Origin of the sequence: Rhizobium etli 8C-3 (assembly GCF_001908375.1) — a bacterium.
GTDB classification, from domain to species: domain Bacteria; phylum Pseudomonadota; class Alphaproteobacteria; order Rhizobiales; family Rhizobiaceae; genus Rhizobium; species Rhizobium etli_B.
Genome location: NZ_CP017241.1, coordinates 1,989,705 through 2,008,135, shown reverse-complemented (window position 1 = coordinate 2,008,135; position 18,431 = coordinate 1,989,705). Strand labels below are relative to the sequence as shown.

Sequence of the window (18,431 nt, the reverse complement as noted above, 5' to 3'; positions counted from 1 at the left end):
GCGGTCGCGACGGACCGCACTTCTCCATGAAAGTCAGCCGAGAAGCTCCGGCCGGAGCAGCATCACCGGGCAGGGGGAGCCCGCCGGAAGCTGCGGCGCATGGGGCGGGCGGATGATCAGGCAGTCGGCATGGGCAAAGACCTTCATCATCGACGAATCCTGCTTGCCGAACGGCTCCGCCAGCCACTTGCCGGAGGAGGATTTGGCGAGCTTTGCCCGTACATAATCCTGACGTTGATCGTTGGAGGCGAGGGTAACAGCCGCCTCCACCATAGCGTCGCGCTTGACCGGCGGCAGGCAGGCGAGCTTGCGGACCAGCGGCTCGAGAAACAGCAAGGCGCAGACGAGGCTTGAAACCGGATTGCCCGGCAGGCCGAGTACGTGCCTGCTTCCGAGGCTGCCGACCATCAGCGGCTTGCCCGGCCGCATGGCAATCTTCCAGAAATCGAGCTTCATACCCGCCGCGACCAGTGTGGCCTGCACGAGGTCATGGTCGCCAACGGAGGCGCCGCCGAGCGTTACGATGACGTCGGCACCAGCCGCCTGAGCCCTGCGAACCGACGCCGTGATAGCAACCTTGTCGTCGGGCGCGATACCGAGATCGAGTACGTCGCCGCCAGCCTTGCGCACCAGCGCCGCTATACCGAAAGTGTTCGACGCCACGATCTGGGAGGAACCCAGGTCGCTTCCTGGCGTCAACAGTTCGTCACCGGTTGCAAGGATCGCCACCAGCGGTTTGCGCAGCACGTCGAGCGAAGCATGGTTCATTGCGGCGGCCACTGTAAGCCGCGTGAAATCCATGACGGTACCGGCGCTGAGCACCGCCTCGTCTTCATAAAAATCCTGCCCGCGGGGACGGATATGCTGGCCCTGGCGCACAGGATACTTCGTGCGAATGCCTCCATCGACTTTCTCAGCATCCTCCTGCAGCAGGACGCTGTCGGCGCCGGAGGGAACCGGCGCGCCGGTGAAGATGCGGACCGCCTCACCCTTGCCTACGGCGCCGTCAAACGCGTGTCCTGCCGCGGACGTGCCGATGATCTTGAGTTCGGCTCCAGGTTCTGGTGCATCCTCGCGGCGTAGCGCGTAGCCGTCCATCGCAGACGCATCGAAGGGCGGCTGCGTCAGCCGCGCCGTCAAGGTGACCGCAAGCACGCGCTCATCGCCGTCAGCAAGCGAAACGGTCTCTACATCGGAAATCGGCTTGGCTTGCCCCAGCAACCTGCCTTGCGCCTCTGCGACCGGAAGGAGGCTCATCGGCGAGCCTGCGGATGGACAAAGTCGCCGGATTTTCCGCCCGATTTTTCGAGAAGCCGGATACCTCCGATCTCCATCGCCTTGTCGGCGGCCTTCGCCATGTCGTAGATTGTGAGGCAGGCGACGGACACTGCGGTTAGCGCTTCCATCTCAACGCCGGTCTTGCCGGTGAGCTTGGCGGTCGCTGTGACGCGCAGGCCGGGCAGGGCGACATCCTGCTCGATCTCGACGCTCACATTCGTCAGCATTAGTGGATGACAGAGCGGGATAAGGCTGGACGTCTGCTTGGCCGCCATGATGCCGGCCAGCCGCGCCGTGCCGATGACGTCGCCCTTCTTCGCGTTTCCTTCAAGGATCAATTGCAGCGTTTGCGACGCCATTTTAACGTGGCCTTGGGCGGTTGCAACGCGAACCGTATCGGCCTTGCCGCCGACATCGACCATGTGGGCCTCACCGGAGGCGGCTATATGGGTAAGTCCTGGCTTTTCGCCGCTCATGTCACGCCGCCGCGATTGCCGCTTCGCCGAAGAGCAGAGCGCGGGTCGCAGCCGTCACGTCATCCTTGCGCATCAGGCTTTCTCCGACGAGGAAGGTGTTGATGCCGGCCGCCCGCAGCCGCTTGCAGTCGGCATGCGTGAAGATGCCGCTTTCGCCGACCAGCAGCCGGTCCTCCGGCACCATCGCCGAAAGCTCTTCGCTGACGTTCAGGCTGACCTTGAAGGTGCGCAGGTCGCGGTTGTTGATGCCAACGAGCGGTGAGGAGAGCTTCAGCGCCCGCTCCATTTCTGCGGCGTCATGCACTTCGACCAGCACGTCCATGTCCAGCGCAAAGGCTTCATCTTGCAGCCGTTCAGCCTCGTCATCAGTAAGCGAGGCCATGATCAGCAGGATGCAATCCGCGCCCCAGGCGCGTGCCTCGTGCACCTGGTAGGTCTCGAACATGAAATCCTTGCGCAGGGCCGGAAGGGAGCAGGCTTCGCGTGCAGTCGTCAGGAACTCGGGCGCGCCTTGAAAGCTTGGCGTGTCGGTCAAGACGGACAGGCACGCGGCACCGCCGGCTTCATAGGCTTTGGCGAGCGCCGGCGGATCGAAATGCGGGCGGATGAGACCCTTAGAAGGGCTTGCCTTCTTGATCTCGGCAATCAGGCCGTAAAGTCCGGCATCGCGCTTGGCAACGAGAGCCTTATGAAAGCCGCGCGGCGCGGTTTTGCCTGCCTGCATCGCCTTCAAGTCGGCAAGGGAAACCTTCGCCCTGGCGGCGGCGATTTCCTCGCGCTTGTAGGTCTCAATCTTTTTCAGGATATCGGTCATCGGCCAATCCTAGTCGATATCGTTCGAAACGGCGATCAGTTTATCGAGGGCTGCGGCGGTCGCGCCGCTATCGAGCGATTCGGTCGCGAGCGTCATGCCGTTGGCGATCGTCTCTACCTTGCCGGCAATGACGAGCGAGGCAGCCGCATTGACAAGGGCGATATCGCGATAGGCATTCCTCGCACCGCTCAGCACTTCGCGAAGTGCTGCAGCATTGGCGACGCCATCGCCGCCCTTGATCGCCGCAAGTGCACAGGGTGAAACTCCGAAATCCGCTGGAGAAAGCTCGAAGGTGCGGATTTTGCCGTTTTCAAGCGCGGCTACGCTGGTCTTGCCAGTGGTGGTGATTTCATCGAGGCCATCACCATGCACGACCCAGACGCTCTCCGAACCGAGGTCGCGCATCACCTCAGCGATAGGCACGACCCATTGCGGCGCAAAGACACCGAGTAGCTGACGGCGCACTCCGGCCGGATTCGTCAGCGGCCCGAGAAGGTTGAAGATCGTCCGGGTCCCAAGCTCGACGCGGGAAGGCCCGACATGGCGCATCGCCGAATGGTGCTGCTGGGCAAACATGAAGCCGACACCCGCCTCGGTGATGCATCGCGTAATCACTTCAGGCGCAATCTCGAGCTTGACGCCCAGAGCTGCCAGACTGTCGGAGGCTCCCGATTTCGAACTCAGTGCCCGGTTGCCGTGCTTGGCGACCGGAACACCGGCGCCCGCGACGATCAGCGCCGCCAGCGTCGAAATATTGTAGGTGCCGCTGCCGTCACCGCCGGTGCCTACGATATCCATCGCATCGGCAGGCGCTTCCACCCGCAGCATCTTCGAGCGCATGGTCGTCGCAGCGCCGACGATTTCATCGACCGTCTCGCCGCGGACGCGCAGCGCCATCAAGAAACCACCGATCTGCGAAGGAGTCGCCTGACCGGACATCAGGATTTCGAAGGCCTCGCGGGCCTCGTCACGGGTCAGAGGCTCGCGACTCGCAGCCTTGGCCAAAAGAGGCTTCAGATCGGTCATGCGCTACAGCTCCTAGCGAACGGCTGCCTGATCGGCGAGCGTCTGGTTGATCGACGCACCGTAGTGCGTTTGCAGCAGGTTCACCATCTGGTCGAGAATATCGTCGCCGGCAGCGTTTGCCATGGCAGTGATCTGCGCATCCTGATTGTTCAGCACATCGCCGGTCGGTTCTGCGTTGACGCTCGTTACCTTCAAAAGGATCTGCGTGCCGGGATCGCCGCCAACGGCATTTGCAACCGTATCGACCGGACCCGAGAAGGCAGCGGTCACGCCGGCGCGGCCGAGAACGGCGTCCTCGGTGCCGCGCGTTATGCCGCTCTTGCTTTCGACGGCAATGCCGAGCGGAGCTGCGATGTCGGCTAGCGTCTTGCCCTTCTGCGCTTCCTGCTTCAGCTCTCCAGCTTTCTTGGCAAGTTCGAGCTTCTGCTGTTCGGCGGTCCAATCCTGCACGGCCTTGTCGCGCACTTCGGCTAGCGGGCGATCGCGCTCCGGTATGATCTCGCGCACGTCAAACCAGACATAACCGTCATTGCCGAGTGACAGTGCCGGCGGCTGAACGCCGGATTCGGTCTTGAAGGCTTCGCCGATCAACTGCGGCTTGGCAGGGACGTCCTTGACCTCGTTACCGTCTTTGTCCAACCCGCTCGGATCGACGGCATCGATCACGACGGCCTTCAGCTTCAGTTGATCGGCAATCTGCTCGAGTGTCTGGCCGGAGCCGCGCAAATCCTCGATGCGATCGTGCACGTTGATCACCTCCTGCGATGCGTTGACAAGAGCCAACTGCTTGCGGATGTCTTCCTTCACCTCGTCGAAGTTCTTGGCGCTCTCCGGCTTGATGTTGGAGACGCGGAGAATAACAGGGCCGAAGGAGCCTTCGACGACCGGCGTCGTGCCGCCGTCCCTGGCGACTGCGAAGGCGGCATCTGCGATGGCCTGATCCGGAACCTTGTCCTTCGTGAAATCGCCAAGCAGCACGTCGCTTGCCGTCTTTCCTTGGTCGGTCACGAGCTGGTCGAAGCCGGTGCCGCTCTTGAGCGCCGTTTCGGCAGCAGTCGCCAGATCCTTGCTGGCAAACGTCAGCTGCTCGATCGTGCGCGTCTCCGGCGTGCGATAGCTGTCCTTGCGCTTGTCGAAATCCTCGCGGATCTGATCGTCCGTGACGGTCGAGGCATCCGCAATGTCGGCAGGTTCGAGCTTCAGATAGGCGATCTTGCGATATTCCGGCGCGCGGTAGCGGCTCTTGACGCCATCGAACCACTTTGAAAGCACATCATCGCCCGGCGCCTTGATAGGCTCGATGTTCGCGTTCGTCAGCAGCAAGTAGTCGATGTCGCGGCTTTCCTGACGGTAGAGCTTCAGCGCGTCGACGAGCGTTTTTGGAGCGATAAAGCCGTTCGACACCGCATCGACGATCTGGCTGCGCACGGCGACCTTGCTACGCTCGCTGATATAGTCCGCCTCACGGATGCCGGCGTTGCGCAAGCGGGAGGTGAAGAGCGTGCGATCGAACTGGCCGTTGACGGCCTTGAACGCCGGATCGTCAGCGATCAGCTGGGCGAGGCGATCTTCGGAAAGCCCGAGATTCATGTCGGCGGCAAGCTGGTCGAGCGAGGCACCGGCGACGAGCTGGGCGATCACCTGCTGCTCGACGCCGAAGGCCTTGGCCTGCTCGGGCGTTAGACGCATGCCGAACTGCTGGCTGAGGCTTGCGACCTGTCGCTGGTAGGCAAGGCGGAATTCGGTGGCATCTACCTGTTGGTCACCGACGGTGACCACGGCCGTGCTGCTGCTGCCGGTGAGCAGCGAACTGGAAATGCCCCATACGCCGAATGAAGCGACCAGAAGAAGCATCAGGAGCTTGGCAACCCAGGTCCGGGCGGCTCTTCTCAGGAAATGGAACATCGAAACGCAAACCTCGCATTATATTTCGCCCTTTCACGGGCAAAGCTTTCGACGTTCCTTAGAACAAACGCGTAAGGAAATGAAGCGCCCGCGCGCGAAAACATGGCAGGTGCCGGCGAACGTCCTGGAAGGCGATCTCGTTCAAGAAATGGAGCGGTGAACGGAACCTTTCGGCCCTCACGTCGTTGAAGCCGCATCCGCAAAAAGAGGAGCTGACAATGGCCGAACTCAAGACCGCCTCCGGACAAACCACGGGCGCCCGCGTGAAGGCGGAAATCGCAGCAGACGATCTTTCGGCTCAAGTCACCGCGTTGCGCGAGGATTTGGCACGGCTGTCCGAGAGCGTCGTTGCCTTGGGGCAGGGCGCAAAGACCGCTGTTACCGACGAGGCGTCAGTGTTGACCGAGCGCGTGCGCGAGAAAGTGCGTGAAGAGCCAATCTTCGCACTCGCCGTAACCGCTGGCATTGCCTACCTCTTCGGCCTCATGAGCCGCCGCTGAAACGACGGCAATCGACGCAAGAAAAGCCCGAAACGCGCAAGCTTTCTGCGTTTTTTCGAACAAAAGTTCAGGCCGGGCAAGAAGCAAACGAGACTGGGACATCATATCCGATGTTCCAGTCTCTCGATTTATTAGCCTGGAGCGGGAGTTCCGGCTTTTCCACGATTAAATCAACGTCGCACGAGGCGTCCGAGCGCAATAAGAACGCAAGCGCCCACGAAACCGGTGATCAGGTATCCGAGCCAGCCTACGAGCGGCTGGATATTCAGTACGCCGAGAATGAAATTAGCAACGATCGCGCCGACAATGCCGAGAACGATGTTCATGAGCAGGCCCATATTGCTGTGCATGAATTTTTCGGCGAGCCAGCCGGCGACACCGCCGATGATAATCGCCGCAATCCAACCTACGCCTTCGCCTTCCATGGTGATCTCCCTCCTAGAGAAGCAACAAATGAACGCAAAACCTGCAGAAACGTTCCTTACAGTATCAGGGTAGCGGCAGTGTTACCGGGTATGTGAAATAAACAAGCTAACTACAAAGAAACAGGCCGGGGAGGGCAGGAACTGCAAAACCCGGCGACTTTCGCGAACTCTCGTTGCACATTTCTACGCAGCCCTGTGATTCTTGAGGATAGATCATTCGCTTTGGTGGGCAAGCTAAATATTACAGGCGGTTAACTGCGAAGTTTGGATAAAACGGCTGCCTTTAATGCCGACCGGTGGATAACGTCACCGCGAGGTGATCCAAGCTGCGATCTCACAGCGATCCAGTCGTACTCTGAAAACTGGAAACGGTGTCGCTGAGAGGATCGAGCTGTTCTCCCAGCAACGACACCACAACCACAGCGATATAGGATTGGAGCAATTTTCGGGCGCCTGAAAATCCAGCTGTCGCTTCCTTGTCCTTCATCGGAAGGTGAAGCTGTTCCAGTTCGACAGGCGGGCTTTCGCGAGCACGGTTTGTGCCTCTCGCACAAGAAAGAAGCCGCCGAAAATCGCTGCGATCGTGATGAAATCCCAAAACATGGGCGCGCTCCGTTGATAGAAAGAAAGAGCGGGTCGAAGCTTGCGCCCCCGCCGACGCCACGACCCGCTCAAATCCGAGCGCCCGCCAGGCGCTCAAGGACATACAACTCTTATAGGGCGCCAATGAGACCGGATATCGTAAGATATTGGGATATGGGAGGGTTCGGCGTGTCTGCTTTCTGCTGAAAACCCAGAGGAGCGAGCGTCCGCCACGAGTTATGGACAGAAAAGACATTTGAGCCCGGCAGGCCGGAACGCCCGGCAGTGCGAGTTTGCATATCACAGGACGTCTATGGCCGCATCGCGCCGGTCGGTGCGCCGGAATCTATGAGCATCCGGGGCGCTGCATGAGCGATTTAGTTGGCCCTCAAAATTCCGGATTCCGCTGCTGCTGCGATGAAAGCGGTCTGAGGATCTATCTCCGGCTTTTCGCCCTCGAGCGCTCGAAGGCAGGCCTTCCGAGCTGCCGCATATGCAGGCCCCTTATGATCGGGCCAAGACGTCATCAGAAACGCAACGGCTTCTCTTGTATTTTTGACGGTGCGGAAATGATCGTTGCAGTCGATCAACTCGATGCTGCGTTCCCAGATGTCCGAGCTCATAATGTGCAATCTCCTTGGCGATCCTTTCAACGGATAGCCATGAAGTTCTGTTCCGCGAGAGAGTGTAGCAGAATGCAGGGCGGCACGGATTTCAGTAACCGATCGTAAAATAGGCGCCGACCAAGGGCTAATAAGGGGATACCAGGTTCTTCGGCCGCCAATTGCCTCTCCTTGAGAGCATCGATACGTCACGTCTGGCGCAGTACTGCAAACCCAAATAGTCACGTCGGCCCGTGTTTCTCGGCATTGCTCGCAAAGTAGCCATTTTGAGCTGTCTTCATCAGCGCGGCCGGCATACGCCTCTCAAGACCGGCAATAGTCCCTGGTGGATTGGCACGGGGGAAGCGCGGGCCCGCCCGTGGGGGGCCCGCAGTGCTTCAAATTTATTCGATGACCTCGATCACCGCGCGGGTATTGGGATTGACGAGCACGCGCTTCTTATTGACGACCACATAACCGTATTCAGGCTGATCGGGGATGGTGTTGATCTCGACCGTGTCAGGAAGCGTCGTACCGACTGCAACATCGCCTTCAAACGTGACCGACGGCGATTGCTGCTCAAGAACATAGGTTCTGACCTCGCCGGGAACGGTGACCGTCGCTGTCTGCCCGACCGCGGCACCCCCCAGCGACAGAAACAGCGATACGGCAGAGATGACCAGTTTTTTCATGTTATCCTCCAAGATTTCAGTGTGGCGGTAAAACGCTGCCGGCAAGGATATAGTTCCTCCGCTGCACGGAATGAGTGCAGCGCGAACCTGTGGCCCGGCCCTGTCTCTAATTTCTTTCTTGAACTTTTTTGTGAGCGTCAGCCCTTTGTTCGCCGCCTAGAACCGCACTTGTGACGAGCTTGTTGGAGCCCATCCCATCCCGGCTGGCCGATTTGTTGCGAACGCCCATCCTTAAGGGCCGCGATCGAAATTCCGAGGCAGATTCGCGAGCAAAACAGATATGGTGGAGATGGCCTTATCGCCAACTTTTGTTAATGACGCCCCGCCGCCCTCGGCGGTGGGGCAGTTGGCCATTAACCGAGGGGTGGGCTATTGCGACTTCTGTGGATCGTCAGCCGGATTGATATACTTGATTGCCCATGGCCCAATCGTCGTAATTTGGATGACCGTCGGTTCGTCGAAGCGAGCAAAATGCGCCGTGCCCGGCGGCAACGCGATGAAACTGCCTGCAGGCAGTGCCTTGGCGGCGCTTGGATCGGCGGTTTCGCCCATTCCGATATTGATGGTCCCTGACATGACTGTGACCACTTCATGCACAGGATGCGTGTGCGGCGGGATCGCATAGCCCGCTGGCACCTTGATCCGGAGGGCAAAGAGGCCCTCCTTGCTGGGATCGCCGAACAGGACCGCCGCTTCTGCTCCGGTGGGGAGCACCTTAGGAGCCTGGCCCCACTGCACATCATCGGGAGTGACCAATGTGTGCGTACCCCCTGCCGAAGCAAAGGAAGCCATCCCACATAATCCGATCAAGCCGGTCGCGAATATCGATGCAATTCTCATGACAAACCTCCCTCGCCGGGCCCTACCTCGGCTGAGCGCAGGGGCAGGCTCGCGAAACGTGGATAGTACGCCGGTGCACCGCTACTGAGCAAGTTTTCCCCTTCAAGAATGCTGAATGGACTGATGGCTCCTCTGAAGCCGAAGAAGTCTCTTCTCGCCAAAGACGCGGGAAGCGTCGGAGCATTTGTGGAGTTGCCACGAGTGTGGACAGAAAAGGCATCGCTAGGTTTTCCTAGCATCGAGACAGCGCAACGGTTCAACGAACCATCGCCGCGTGCATCGCTTCAAACCACTCGCAGGGCATGTTCGAATAATCACATTCGCTCCTTCAGACAAAAAAGCCCCGACGAAATCGGGGCTAGTTGTTGACGACGAAGAGGAACGTCGGAAGACGTTCAGAAGATGAACGCATGATACTGGCTTATGGTTTCTGTACGCTTACATACCGATGCCCGAGGAATTGAGGCGGACCGCACAGCCTCGTGCAAGGGCTGAGCACGGTTACAGGAGATCTTGGCTGCGCGATCCACTCCGTCGAACATCCGAGGTGGTGGAATGTTCCCGGTTGCGACCAGCGCCCCCCATGACCGCTAACGACAGCCAATTTCATCAACCGACACGAAAGCAGCGTGCGATATAAGATCGCCTCAGCGTTGTATCCGGCCTCGACACCTTTACGGCATTCCGGTAGTTATTGCACATGCGAAGTGGAGCTTTTCCCGGCATCGGGGCGCGCCACCGAGACGAAGCGAATGCGCTGCAGTCTATCGCAACCAGATTTTTTGACTCAGCCGATTGGGCCGACGATATCGGCATCCAAGGAGTTCCTGCCGTGAGCCAGCCAACGAATGTGTTGAGTCCCAAACGTCATATGGGCATCGACTTGTTTCGGGTCGTCTCCTTTGTCGCTGTTGTCGCAGCTCACGCGCGCGGCTATTACATCGGGCCCCGTGCAACAGAGTTTTTCTTGCTCGTTCCACGTTTCGCAGTCCCCTATTTCTTTCTTGTGGCAGGATACTTTCTCAGCAGGAAACCCCTGTACTTGGTTCCCGTGGCCAAGCTTTATCTTATCCGGCTTCTCCCTGTGTTTGTCGGATGGCTGCTCATATACCTGCTGGCGCATGAACTCCTTTTTGGCAATAGCGGGATTATGGGAGTCCGGCAGCTTCTCGTCGAAGGCGTTCCCGCTTACCATCTTTGGTTCCTGCCGTCTTTAGGCGTGAGCGCCGTCACATTCGCTCTTTGTCTGAAGGTGTCAGGCAAAAGCGGAGCACTCGTCGCCGGTATATTGCTCTACTTCCTGGGAGTGCCCTTCGTGGAACTGAATATGGAAGGGCCAATACACTGGAACTTCCGCGACGGACCGTTTTTTGGCTGCATCTTCATCGCGATGGGCTATTGGATCGGCAAGTCCGACCTTTCGTTGACGATAAAGCAGTCTGTCGCAATTGCATCGGCCGGATTGCTGCTTCAGTGCCTCGAGAGCTTTTTATTGTGGCGCTATTTCCAAGTGCCGCCCACAACTGACATCAATTATTTCATGTCAACCATCCCTTACGCCGTCGGGATTTTTTTTCTGGCCCTTGGTTGTCAACGCCGCGTGCCAGACACCATTGCGAAGCTTGGCGAGAAGACGCTCGGATCGTACTGTATCCACCTATTGTTCCTGTGGTTGGTTCAAACCGTTTTTGCGCCGTCTTCCATCGCACGGGTGCTAATCACAATCATCATTGTCAGCATCGCTTCGCTCATTGCTAGCAATCTGATGTCAAAGATAAAGCTTTTGTCCCTGCTCGTGGAGTGACTAACGTTCAATCCAGCCGAGGCCGCGCAAGGCGCTTTCGATCAACGTGCCGGCAAATTTCCGGCATTAGTATCAAAAACCGTCGAATGCGGCCTACGCATTTGAATTAAACTTTGTTGCCTCGCGGCCTCATCGCAAGATACGAGCGTGCCTTTGACGCGCGAACTCCGCAAAAAAAGCGCAAAGTTCGCGGCACACGCAACGTTCATTGGCGGTTCAGGCTCGATGGTTCTATGATGGTCGGCGAGGAGGAGTTCACGATGAAAAAGCTCTTATCCGCCCTCGCAGCCGTAGGCATGGCTGCATTCTTCGCCTTACCGGTAAACGCCGTGCCGGTTTTTGTGCCGAAAGCAGAACAAGTGCAAACCGGCGATGTGGTGCAGGTCAAACACCGGCACCATGGTCATTGGCGTTCGGATCGCTATTGGAACCGGCGATACGCCTACCGTTCCTGCCGTTACTACGGCAATTGCTACTATCGCCCATATGGGTACCGCGGTTATCCGACGTATTATGGCTACCCTCGGTACTATGGCGGCTATCCTGACTATTACGGCTATCATCGGCGGTCGGGAGTGACCCTCTATTTCGATTTTTAGCCGGTAGCACTCACAGGCAGGTGAAAAAACGTCGACGTCGGCGCGAATGCCGACGGCTTTTCGCTTTCAATGATCTAGTCGATATAGAGCCCGCCGCTGTCAGGAAGTTTCTTAGGCTTGTCCGCCGGTTTGGCCTTCCTGATTTGGACATCCGTCAGCATGATGCCCCCAACCAATCCTTTCGCTACCCCGCCTGCATCCCAAATTAGTGGGGTGGAGCGGCAAAGCACGGGAAAGGGTGGCAATGAAAAAGCCGAAAAAACCTTGTTCCAAGGCTTTGTGGCACTGTTGGGAAAACTTGAACAAGACAAATGGCGGAAGAGGTGGGATTCGAACCCACGGTACGGTTTCCCGCACGCCGGTTTTCAAGACCGGTTCCTTAAACCACTCGGACACTCTTCCGTCTGATTGATTTGGTTCAGCTTTCTACAGTTGTTGAAAGCTCGAAAACATAGATACCTGTTTATCACCCAATCACTCAACGGCTGGCTTTTTAACAGCTTTGATCGCAGCGTCAACTTGCTCCGCAGCATTTGCCTGTCAGCCCATCCCGCAATGAAGCAGAAGATGAACGCATGAGCAGTTGGATCCTGTTTCAAGAGGGCAGAGGTCCGGCCGACACGAGGCAAAGGCCATCGCGTTTGTGGACAGGAGTGATTTCCGCAAACTCGCTCCCACCTCACATTGACGGCAAGATCATCACGCCGGAGTTCAAGCATGAACGGAGCGTGGCTCGATCTCAATCTTTGATAGGAATTCCGGCCTCGATCGCAGCATCGATAAATGCTTGTCGGGCTTCCTCTCTGTTGCGTTTCCCGGACATGACATCCGCGCAGACGGCGCATGCCTTGTTGAGCGCCGGACCGTCTTCGATGGGCCAGTCTTCAATTAACGCCCACGCCGCAGCCTGAGTGGTATGGATGACGACCCATTGGTCCGGTCCTTCAAGAGCGAGGGTTACCGGCTTCGACCAGTTTATATGCATTCTTTCCAGCCTTCCGACCTCGATAACCTACAAGGGCTCCCGTCTCACATAAGCCAATTCTTTCAACGTGGCGAGGTTTCAGCTTCAACGAGGTGCCTTTCCCGCGAATCGACCTCCTCGTTTGAGAAGCGCTCGGCTTCGCGCCAATCCTGGACCGGGCGGCGGAAGCGTTTTGCTTCGTTTGTCCGAGAAGCCTGAGGCGATTCCCGCCACGGCCGAATACGCGAAGGAGTGACAGGATGGGAAGAAAAAAGACCGCCTCGGGGCTGACGAGACGGTCAATGCGGATGCGATATCCGCTGGCCCCGGTGAATGAGTCGGGGGAGAGACACCGGGCGCTACCTAACGCCCCATCGGGGGAGTTGGCCGATTAGGCGGCTATGAGAACCCTATCATGTGTGCGCACCCTGCGAAATTATACAGAGGTCTTGCGACTCATATACCCATGTATCGGGATGTCATTTGCATTCAACCGAAGCTCAATGAAACCGGCATCGTAAGCACATCAACGGATTGCTACGATTTTGCTACTCGGGAGTAGTAAATCAAGCGGGAAGGGGCAAACGATATGGACCAATCGAACGGTTCAGGTCCCAAATCTGCCGCTGGAGGTCCCGGCCGGATGACGATTGCGGATTCCCGCGTTAGGTTTTTGTAAACCATAACCATTAAAATTGTTTCTATCGCCGCGAAATCATTCGCAAATCTGCCACGATACCTGCCGAGTTAAAGTCTCGTTAGGCGAGTGGGCGTAGGCATGACTGGCCCGTTGTCGGGCAGGTTCTTAACCATACGATCTTGGGCGGCGTGGGACATATGAGAGTGGAATGCGGGGCGACCTCTTTCGCAACGGGTACGCGGTGGCTGGCGTTGGCGTTGATGTGCGCCACCGTCACTGCTTGCGGTACTGCTTCTCAGGCGCCGAAGAAGCGCGCTCACGGCAAGGAATACTTCTCCGAAAAAGAATATGGCGTCAAAGCCAGCCCGCGCGTTGCCAGTGGCGCCAACATACCAAAGGGCGGCGGGCGCTACATCGTCGGCAACCCGTATGAGGTCAAGGGAAAGTGGTATTATCCCAGAGAAGACTTCGCCTATAACAAGGTGGGCGTTGCCTCGTGGTATGGCTCCGCATTTCACGGCCGGTTGACAGCAAACGGCGAAGTCTACGACCAGATGCATCTTTCCGCCGCCCATCCTACTTTCCCGTTGCCAAGCTACGCACGTGTCACAAATCTCGAAAACGGCTCATCGGTGGTGGTGCGCGTCAACGACCGCGGCCCTTATCATGAAGGCCGCATCATCGATCTTTCCAATAAGACGGCGGACATGCTCGACCTGCAGCACAGCGGCACCGGCAAGGTGCGTGTGCAGTATGTCGGCAAGGCGCGTATGGATGGGCACGACATGCCCTACCTGATGGCGTCCTACGTTCCGAAGGGAAGCCGGATTCCGAGCGTCAATCCTGGAGGTCAGATCGCAACTGGGGTGATGGTGGCGTCGAACAGCAAGCGGATCACCAACGATCAGCTCCAGAGCCTTGGGACTTTGACCGTGGATCCATCGCGTGTGCCGGTGCCCATGTCTGCGACGGCCTACGGTGGCTCGACGCCGAGCGCGCGCTACAATGGGGCACCGGTAGCGACACAAGCTCCCGTTCTCGCAAAATCAGAACAGGCTTTCGAGCAGATGGTCGTGCTGCCGACAATCGGACCCGTTCCCTATGAGCGTCCATATGGCTACGGGCAGGACAGTTCGCTCGCGATGGGCTACCAGGACGAAGACGTGAAGACGGTGAACGTAGAGCTCGCATTCGACGCTGTCATGGTCCGTAACGACGGGCTGACGCAGGATTCGATCAGGGCTTCCCTCAAGCGCCAGCAGGCACAACAGATCGCGCCCTGATTGGAAGCGATTGCGCGCAACGCGCGCTGCCTCTAACGTCTGGAGTCCAACCTTCGATCCTATGGAGCCTCGATGTTGAAGCGTCTGCTTCGTCTTTGCGCGTGCCTTCTGCCCTTCGCATCGCCATCCTCCGCTGCCGAAACCGCGCCCGCCGGCTTTGTGACAAAGGCCGCGCAGGCCTACATGATCGAGGCGACCACCGGAACAGTGCTGCTTGCAAAGAACGAGGAGCAAAGCTTTTCTCCCGCCTCGCTCGCAAAGCTGATGACGATGGACCTCGTCTTCGGCTCATTGAAAAAGGGCGAGATCACGCTCGACACCGAGTATCCGGTTTCCGAATATGCCTGGCGGACGGGGGGTGCTCCATCGCGGACGGCCACAATGTTTGCAGCGTTGAAATCCCGCATCCGCGTCGAGGATCTGATCAAGGGTGTCGCCATCCAGGGTGCCAACGATGGATGCATCATTCTTGCGGAGGGCATGAGCGGCACAGAGAGCAATTTCGCTGCCGCGATGACGCGGCGTGCGGAGGTGCTCGGCATGCCGAAAACGGTCTTCGGAAACTCGACCGGCCTGCCGGACGGCAGAAGCAAGGTATCGGCGCGTGGCTTGGTGAGGCTTGCGATCGATCTGCAGCAATCCTATCCGGAATACTATCATTATTTCGCGCAGCCGGATTTCGAGTGGAACAAGATTTTCCAGCGCAATCGAAATCCCTTGCTTGGCCTTGGACTTGGCGCAGACGGATTGGCGACCGGCTTTGCAGAGGGCGAAGGGTATTCGATCGTCGCCTCGGCGGAGCGCGATGGCAAGCGGCTCTTCCTGGCGCTCGGCGGGATTGGTTCCGACAAGGAACGGACCGAGGAGGCAAAGCGCATCCTCGAATGGGGGCAGACAGCCTTCGAGGATCGACAGCTTTTTTCGGACGACGAAATCGTGGGCGCGGCCAGCGTCTATGGCGGCCGGGCCGGAAAAGTGGACCTCGTCGCGAAGGGAGCTGTCAGCGTCTATATTCCGGTAAGCAATCCTGACAGGCTCTCGGCGCGGATCGTTTACCGCTGGCCGCTGATGGCGCCCATCGCTGCCGATGCCGAAGCGGGCACGCTAGTGATCTCGGCGGGCGGCCGCGTTTTGCGCGAGGTGCCACTTTACACCGCACATGGCGTCGAGCAGGGTTCGCTGACGAGCCGCGCGGTCGACGCGCTTCTGGAACTTGGTGAATCGCTGTTCTTCTCATGGTTCTGGGACAAGGCCGAGCCCACCTGATCGCCATATTCGTTACCTAAATTGACGGGGAAGGATCTGAAGGCGCCCACCCTGAAGGTTTCGCTTGGCCCTGTCTTCGGATAGATAGGAAGAAAGCCCGCCCGGCGTGGGCGCTGAAGAATACGGGAATGTGTCATTGTCATCCGGTACGGGATTGTTCGTTACGTTTGAAGGCGGGGAAGGGGCTGGGAAATCCACGCAAATCCGCCGGCTAGCCGAAGCCCTGAGGGCGCGGGGCCATGAGGTTCTGCTGACGCGGGAACCCGGCGGGTCGCCGGGTGCAGAAGCCGTGCGCCACGTGCTGCTGTCTGGTAGTGCGGAAGCTTTTGGCACGCGCATGGAAGCCATTCTCTTCGCCGCAGCCCGCAACGATCACGTCGAGGCGGTCATTCGCCCGGCCCTTCTCCAGGGCAAGATCGTGCTTTGCGACCGGTTCATGGATTCCTCGCGCGTATATCAAGGCGTGACCGGCAATCTCGAGGCGGACTTCATCGAGACGCTGCAGCGGATTGCCGTCAACGGCGTCATTCCGGATTGCACGCTTATCCTCGACATCCCCGCAAGGCTCGGTCTGGAGCGAGTAAAGAAGCGTAGTGCGGCAACAGCGGACGGACCGGACCGTTTCGAAAAGGAAGAACTTGAGACGCACGAAAAACGCCGCGAAGCCTATCTCGATATAGCTGCGCGCGAACCGGAGCGGTGCCACGTCGTCAACGCGACACAGGACGAAGAGCTGATTGCCGCGGAAATTCTTGCCATCGTCAATCAGCTCCTTTGGCCGGTTGTCGCCGCCAAGATGCCGGAGGCCGCGCATGAGTGATGAGCGGCCGGGGCTTCTGGACGGCGCCATCTGGCCTGCCGAAAACACAAAACTTTTCGGGCATGATGAAGCCCAGGCATTTCTCTCCCAATCCTATCGCTCCGGCAAAGGCCACCACGCAGTCCTGATCGAGGGACCGGAGGGGATCGGGAAGGCAACGCTTGCTTTTCGCTTTGCAAACTACGTTCTGTCGAATCCCGATCCGGCAACAGCGCCCGCAGCGATCGGCGATCCTGATGCGGCCTCTGCCGTCAGCCGCCAGATCGCTTCCGGGGCATCGCATAACCTGCTCTATCTTTCGCGTCCCGTCGACGAGAAGACAGGCAAGGTGAAGTCGGCGATCACGGTGGACGAGGTACGGCGCGCCGGACGCTTCTTCTCGCAGACCTCCGGAACCGGAAACTGGCGCATCGTCATCATAGATCCGGCAGACGACATGAACCGCAATGCGGCCAATGCCATCTTGAAAATTCTGGAGGAGCCGCCCAAACGGGCGCTCTTCCTCGTGCTTTCGCATGCGCCGGGAAAACTTCTGCCGACGATCCGTTCACGGTGCCTGCCGCTCAGGCTTTCGCCACTGGATAATATCGCCTTGGGCGCGGCACTCGCCAATCTCGGCGTAACCGGCAGCGATGCCTCGCTGTTATCGCTCGCGAAAGGCAGCGTCGGGGAGGCGCTGAAGCTCCTGAACTACGGGGGAGGCGAGATCATCGCCGCATACAACGAGGTCCTGTCGGCTCAAGGCCCGGCGGCTCGAAAGGCAATGCATCGTCTGGCAGATGCCTTATCCGGCAAGGATAGCGAAACGATATTCGAATTCTTCGTGAGCCATGTCGGCGACGACCTGATGCGTCGAGCGCGCGACGCGGCACAAGCAGGCGAGCTTTCCGCCGCCGAACGGATGGCACGGCTGCAATCGGATATCAACGAGCGGCTTGCCATCTCCGTCGCTTACAACCTCGACCGCAAGCAGACGATCCTCAGCATTCTCGGCGATATCAAGCAGCCAGGTCTCTGATCAGCCGGCAAGCAGTTTCCACGCGACAATCGCGAGCGTGAGCGCAAGCACGATGCGAATCGTGCGTTCATGCAGCTTCGGCGCCAGAAGGCTGCCGGCGATGATGCCCGGAATCGAGCCGACCAGCAGTGCCAAAAGCAGGAGCCAGTCGATCTCGCCGATGATCCAGTAGCCCATGCCGCCGATGAGCGTCAGGGGTACTGCGTGGACGATATCGGAACCGACGATTTCGCGGACATCCAGCCGCGGATAAAGTATAAGCAGGATAGTGACCCCGAGTGCACCGGCGCCGACCGATGTCAGCGTGACAAGCATGCCGAGAGCCAGCCCAAGAATGACGGTGAGAACAGCAATGGTCGCCGGACGAGGTGGGGGGCGCTCGCCAGTGACCCGGCGAGCAAAGCGGAGAATCTGCGCGCGGAACACAAGCATCACGGCCGTCATGACGAGCAGCCAGCCAAGCGCTGCGGTGATCGTATGGGCAACCTCGACGCTCTTGCGGTCGACGCCGGCCATCAGCCAGAGCATCAGGAGCGCCGCCGGAACACTGCCCGCTCCGAGCGCACCGACAACCCGCCAGTTGATACGGCCATGCATGCCATGGACCGCTGTACCCGCCGTCTTCGTGATTGCGGCATAGAGCAGGTCAGTGCCGACCGCGGTTGCCGGATGGACACCGAACAACAGAACGAGCAGCGGTGTCATCAGCGAGCCGCCGCCCACGCCCGTGATGCCGACGAGCGCGCCGACGAAAAAGCCGGAAAGTGAATAGAGAGGCTGGAAATTATCGAGAAACGTCAAGCGACGGACCTCTGACAGACAGAGAAACGCCTTTTGCCCGCTGCTAGAAATCTCACGTCGGTTGCGCCCCGTTCTTCAGTTTCGCAAGGCCTAGAA

Annotated in this window: 18 protein-coding genes and 1 tRNA gene; 7 read left to right on the top strand and 12 right to left on the bottom strand. The window is 58.8% G+C overall.

What is annotated here, in order from left to right:
* Positions 1 to 33: 33 nt before the first annotated feature.
* The 5 genes from glp to AM571_RS10210 are packed head-to-tail and all read right to left on the bottom strand — an operon-like array spanning position 34 to position 5,499.
* Positions 34 to 1,257 (bottom strand): gephyrin-like molybdotransferase Glp, encoded by a 1,224-nt coding sequence (glp, locus tag AM571_RS10230; RefSeq protein ID WP_074061303.1) that lies wholly within the window; start codon positions 1,255 to 1,257, stop codon positions 34 to 36.
* A complete protein-coding gene (gene moaC / locus AM571_RS10225) occupies positions 1,254 to 1,754 on the bottom strand; it encodes a cyclic pyranopterin monophosphate synthase MoaC (protein ID WP_074061302.1) in 501 nt (166 codons plus the stop codon). The genes glp and moaC overlap by 4 nt, the downstream gene beginning before the upstream one ends.
* A 1-nt stretch (position 1,755) precedes the next feature.
* Positions 1,756 to 2,568, bottom strand: a complete 813-nt coding sequence (gene trpC / locus AM571_RS10220; RefSeq protein ID WP_074061301.1) for an indole-3-glycerol phosphate synthase TrpC — start codon at positions 2,566 to 2,568, stop codon at positions 1,756 to 1,758.
* A gap of 9 nt (positions 2,569 to 2,577) precedes the next feature.
* Positions 2,578 to 3,594 (bottom strand): anthranilate phosphoribosyltransferase, encoded by a 1,017-nt coding sequence (trpD, locus tag AM571_RS10215; protein WP_074061300.1) that lies wholly within the window; start codon positions 3,592 to 3,594, stop codon positions 2,578 to 2,580.
* 12 nt (positions 3,595 to 3,606) lie between these two features.
* Entirely contained in the window at positions 3,607 to 5,499 is a 1,893-nt protein-coding gene (locus AM571_RS10210; protein ID WP_074061299.1) for a peptidylprolyl isomerase, read from the bottom strand.
* Positions 5,500 to 5,717: 218 nt separating this feature from the next.
* Here AM571_RS10210 and AM571_RS10205 point away from each other — a divergent pair, with 218 nt between their 5' ends.
* A complete protein-coding gene (locus AM571_RS10205) occupies positions 5,718 to 5,999 on the top strand; it encodes a hypothetical protein (RefSeq protein ID WP_074061298.1) in 282 nt (93 codons plus the stop codon).
* A gap of 170 nt (positions 6,000 to 6,169) precedes the next feature.
* Here the strand turns inward: AM571_RS10205 and AM571_RS10200 are convergent, their stop codons facing one another.
* The 4 genes from AM571_RS10200 to AM571_RS10185 all read right to left on the bottom strand — a co-directional run bounded on the left by AM571_RS10200 (position 6,170) and on the right by AM571_RS10185 (position 9,140).
* Entirely contained in the window at positions 6,170 to 6,424 is a 255-nt protein-coding gene (locus AM571_RS10200) for a GlsB/YeaQ/YmgE family stress response membrane protein (RefSeq protein ID WP_074061297.1), read from the bottom strand.
* A 959-nt stretch (positions 6,425 to 7,383) separates the two neighbouring features.
* A complete protein-coding gene (locus tag AM571_RS37340; protein WP_237358552.1) occupies positions 7,384 to 7,533 on the bottom strand; it encodes a DUF982 domain-containing protein in 150 nt (49 codons plus the stop codon).
* A gap of 479 nt (positions 7,534 to 8,012) precedes the next feature.
* Positions 8,013 to 8,300 (bottom strand): DUF1236 domain-containing protein, encoded by a 288-nt coding sequence (locus tag AM571_RS10190; RefSeq protein WP_074061295.1) that lies wholly within the window; start codon positions 8,298 to 8,300, stop codon positions 8,013 to 8,015.
* Between the two features lie 369 nt (positions 8,301 to 8,669).
* Positions 8,670 to 9,140 carry a cupin domain-containing protein gene (locus AM571_RS10185; protein ID WP_074061294.1) on the bottom strand — a complete coding sequence of 157 codons (471 nt, stop codon included), beginning with the start codon at positions 9,138 to 9,140 and terminating at the stop codon, positions 8,670 to 8,672.
* A gap of 832 nt (positions 9,141 to 9,972) precedes the next feature.
* Between AM571_RS10185 and AM571_RS10180 the strand changes: the two genes are divergently transcribed.
* On the top strand, positions 9,973 to 10,944 hold the full coding sequence (locus AM571_RS10180) for an acyltransferase family protein (protein ID WP_196776318.1): 972 nt from the start codon (positions 9,973 to 9,975) through the stop codon (positions 10,942 to 10,944).
* 260 nt (positions 10,945 to 11,204) lie between these two features.
* Positions 11,205 to 11,543, top strand: a complete 339-nt coding sequence (locus tag AM571_RS10175; RefSeq protein WP_074063161.1) for a hypothetical protein — start codon at positions 11,205 to 11,207, stop codon at positions 11,541 to 11,543.
* A 312-nt stretch (positions 11,544 to 11,855) separates the two neighbouring features.
* Here the strand turns inward: AM571_RS10175 and AM571_RS10170 are convergent.
* A tRNA-Ser gene (locus tag AM571_RS10170) sits at positions 11,856 to 11,945 on the bottom strand.
* A 337-nt stretch (positions 11,946 to 12,282) separates the two neighbouring features.
* The gene (locus tag AM571_RS10165) at positions 12,283 to 12,528 is read right to left on the bottom strand and encodes a DUF982 domain-containing protein (RefSeq protein WP_074061292.1); all 246 of its coding nucleotides are present in this window, start codon (positions 12,526 to 12,528) and stop codon (positions 12,283 to 12,285) included.
* An 816-nt stretch (positions 12,529 to 13,344) separates the two neighbouring features.
* Here AM571_RS10165 and AM571_RS10160 point away from each other — a divergent pair.
* The 4 genes from AM571_RS10160 to AM571_RS10145 all read left to right on the top strand — a co-directional run bounded on the left by AM571_RS10160 (position 13,345) and on the right by AM571_RS10145 (position 17,534).
* Positions 13,345 to 14,430, top strand: a complete 1,086-nt coding sequence (locus AM571_RS10160) for a septal ring lytic transglycosylase RlpA family protein (protein ID WP_074061291.1) — start codon at positions 13,345 to 13,347, stop codon at positions 14,428 to 14,430.
* Positions 14,431 to 14,502: 72 nt separating this feature from the next.
* A complete protein-coding gene (locus tag AM571_RS10155) occupies positions 14,503 to 15,696 on the top strand; it encodes a D-alanyl-D-alanine carboxypeptidase family protein (protein ID WP_074061290.1) in 1,194 nt (397 codons plus the stop codon).
* 136 nt (positions 15,697 to 15,832) lie between these two features.
* Positions 15,833 to 16,516, top strand: coding sequence for a dTMP kinase (gene tmk / locus AM571_RS10150; protein ID WP_074063160.1), 684 nt, complete (start codon positions 15,833 to 15,835; stop codon positions 16,514 to 16,516).
* A complete protein-coding gene (locus AM571_RS10145) occupies positions 16,509 to 17,534 on the top strand; it encodes a DNA polymerase III subunit delta' (protein WP_074061289.1) in 1,026 nt (341 codons plus the stop codon). Before tmk ends, AM571_RS10145 begins: the two co-directional genes overlap by 8 nt.
* Here the strand turns inward: AM571_RS10145 and AM571_RS10140 are convergent, their stop codons facing one another.
* Positions 17,535 to 18,335, bottom strand: coding sequence for a sulfite exporter TauE/SafE family protein (locus tag AM571_RS10140; RefSeq protein ID WP_074061288.1), 801 nt, complete (start codon positions 18,333 to 18,335; stop codon positions 17,535 to 17,537).
* Between the last annotated feature and the right edge of the window lie 96 nt (positions 18,336 to 18,431).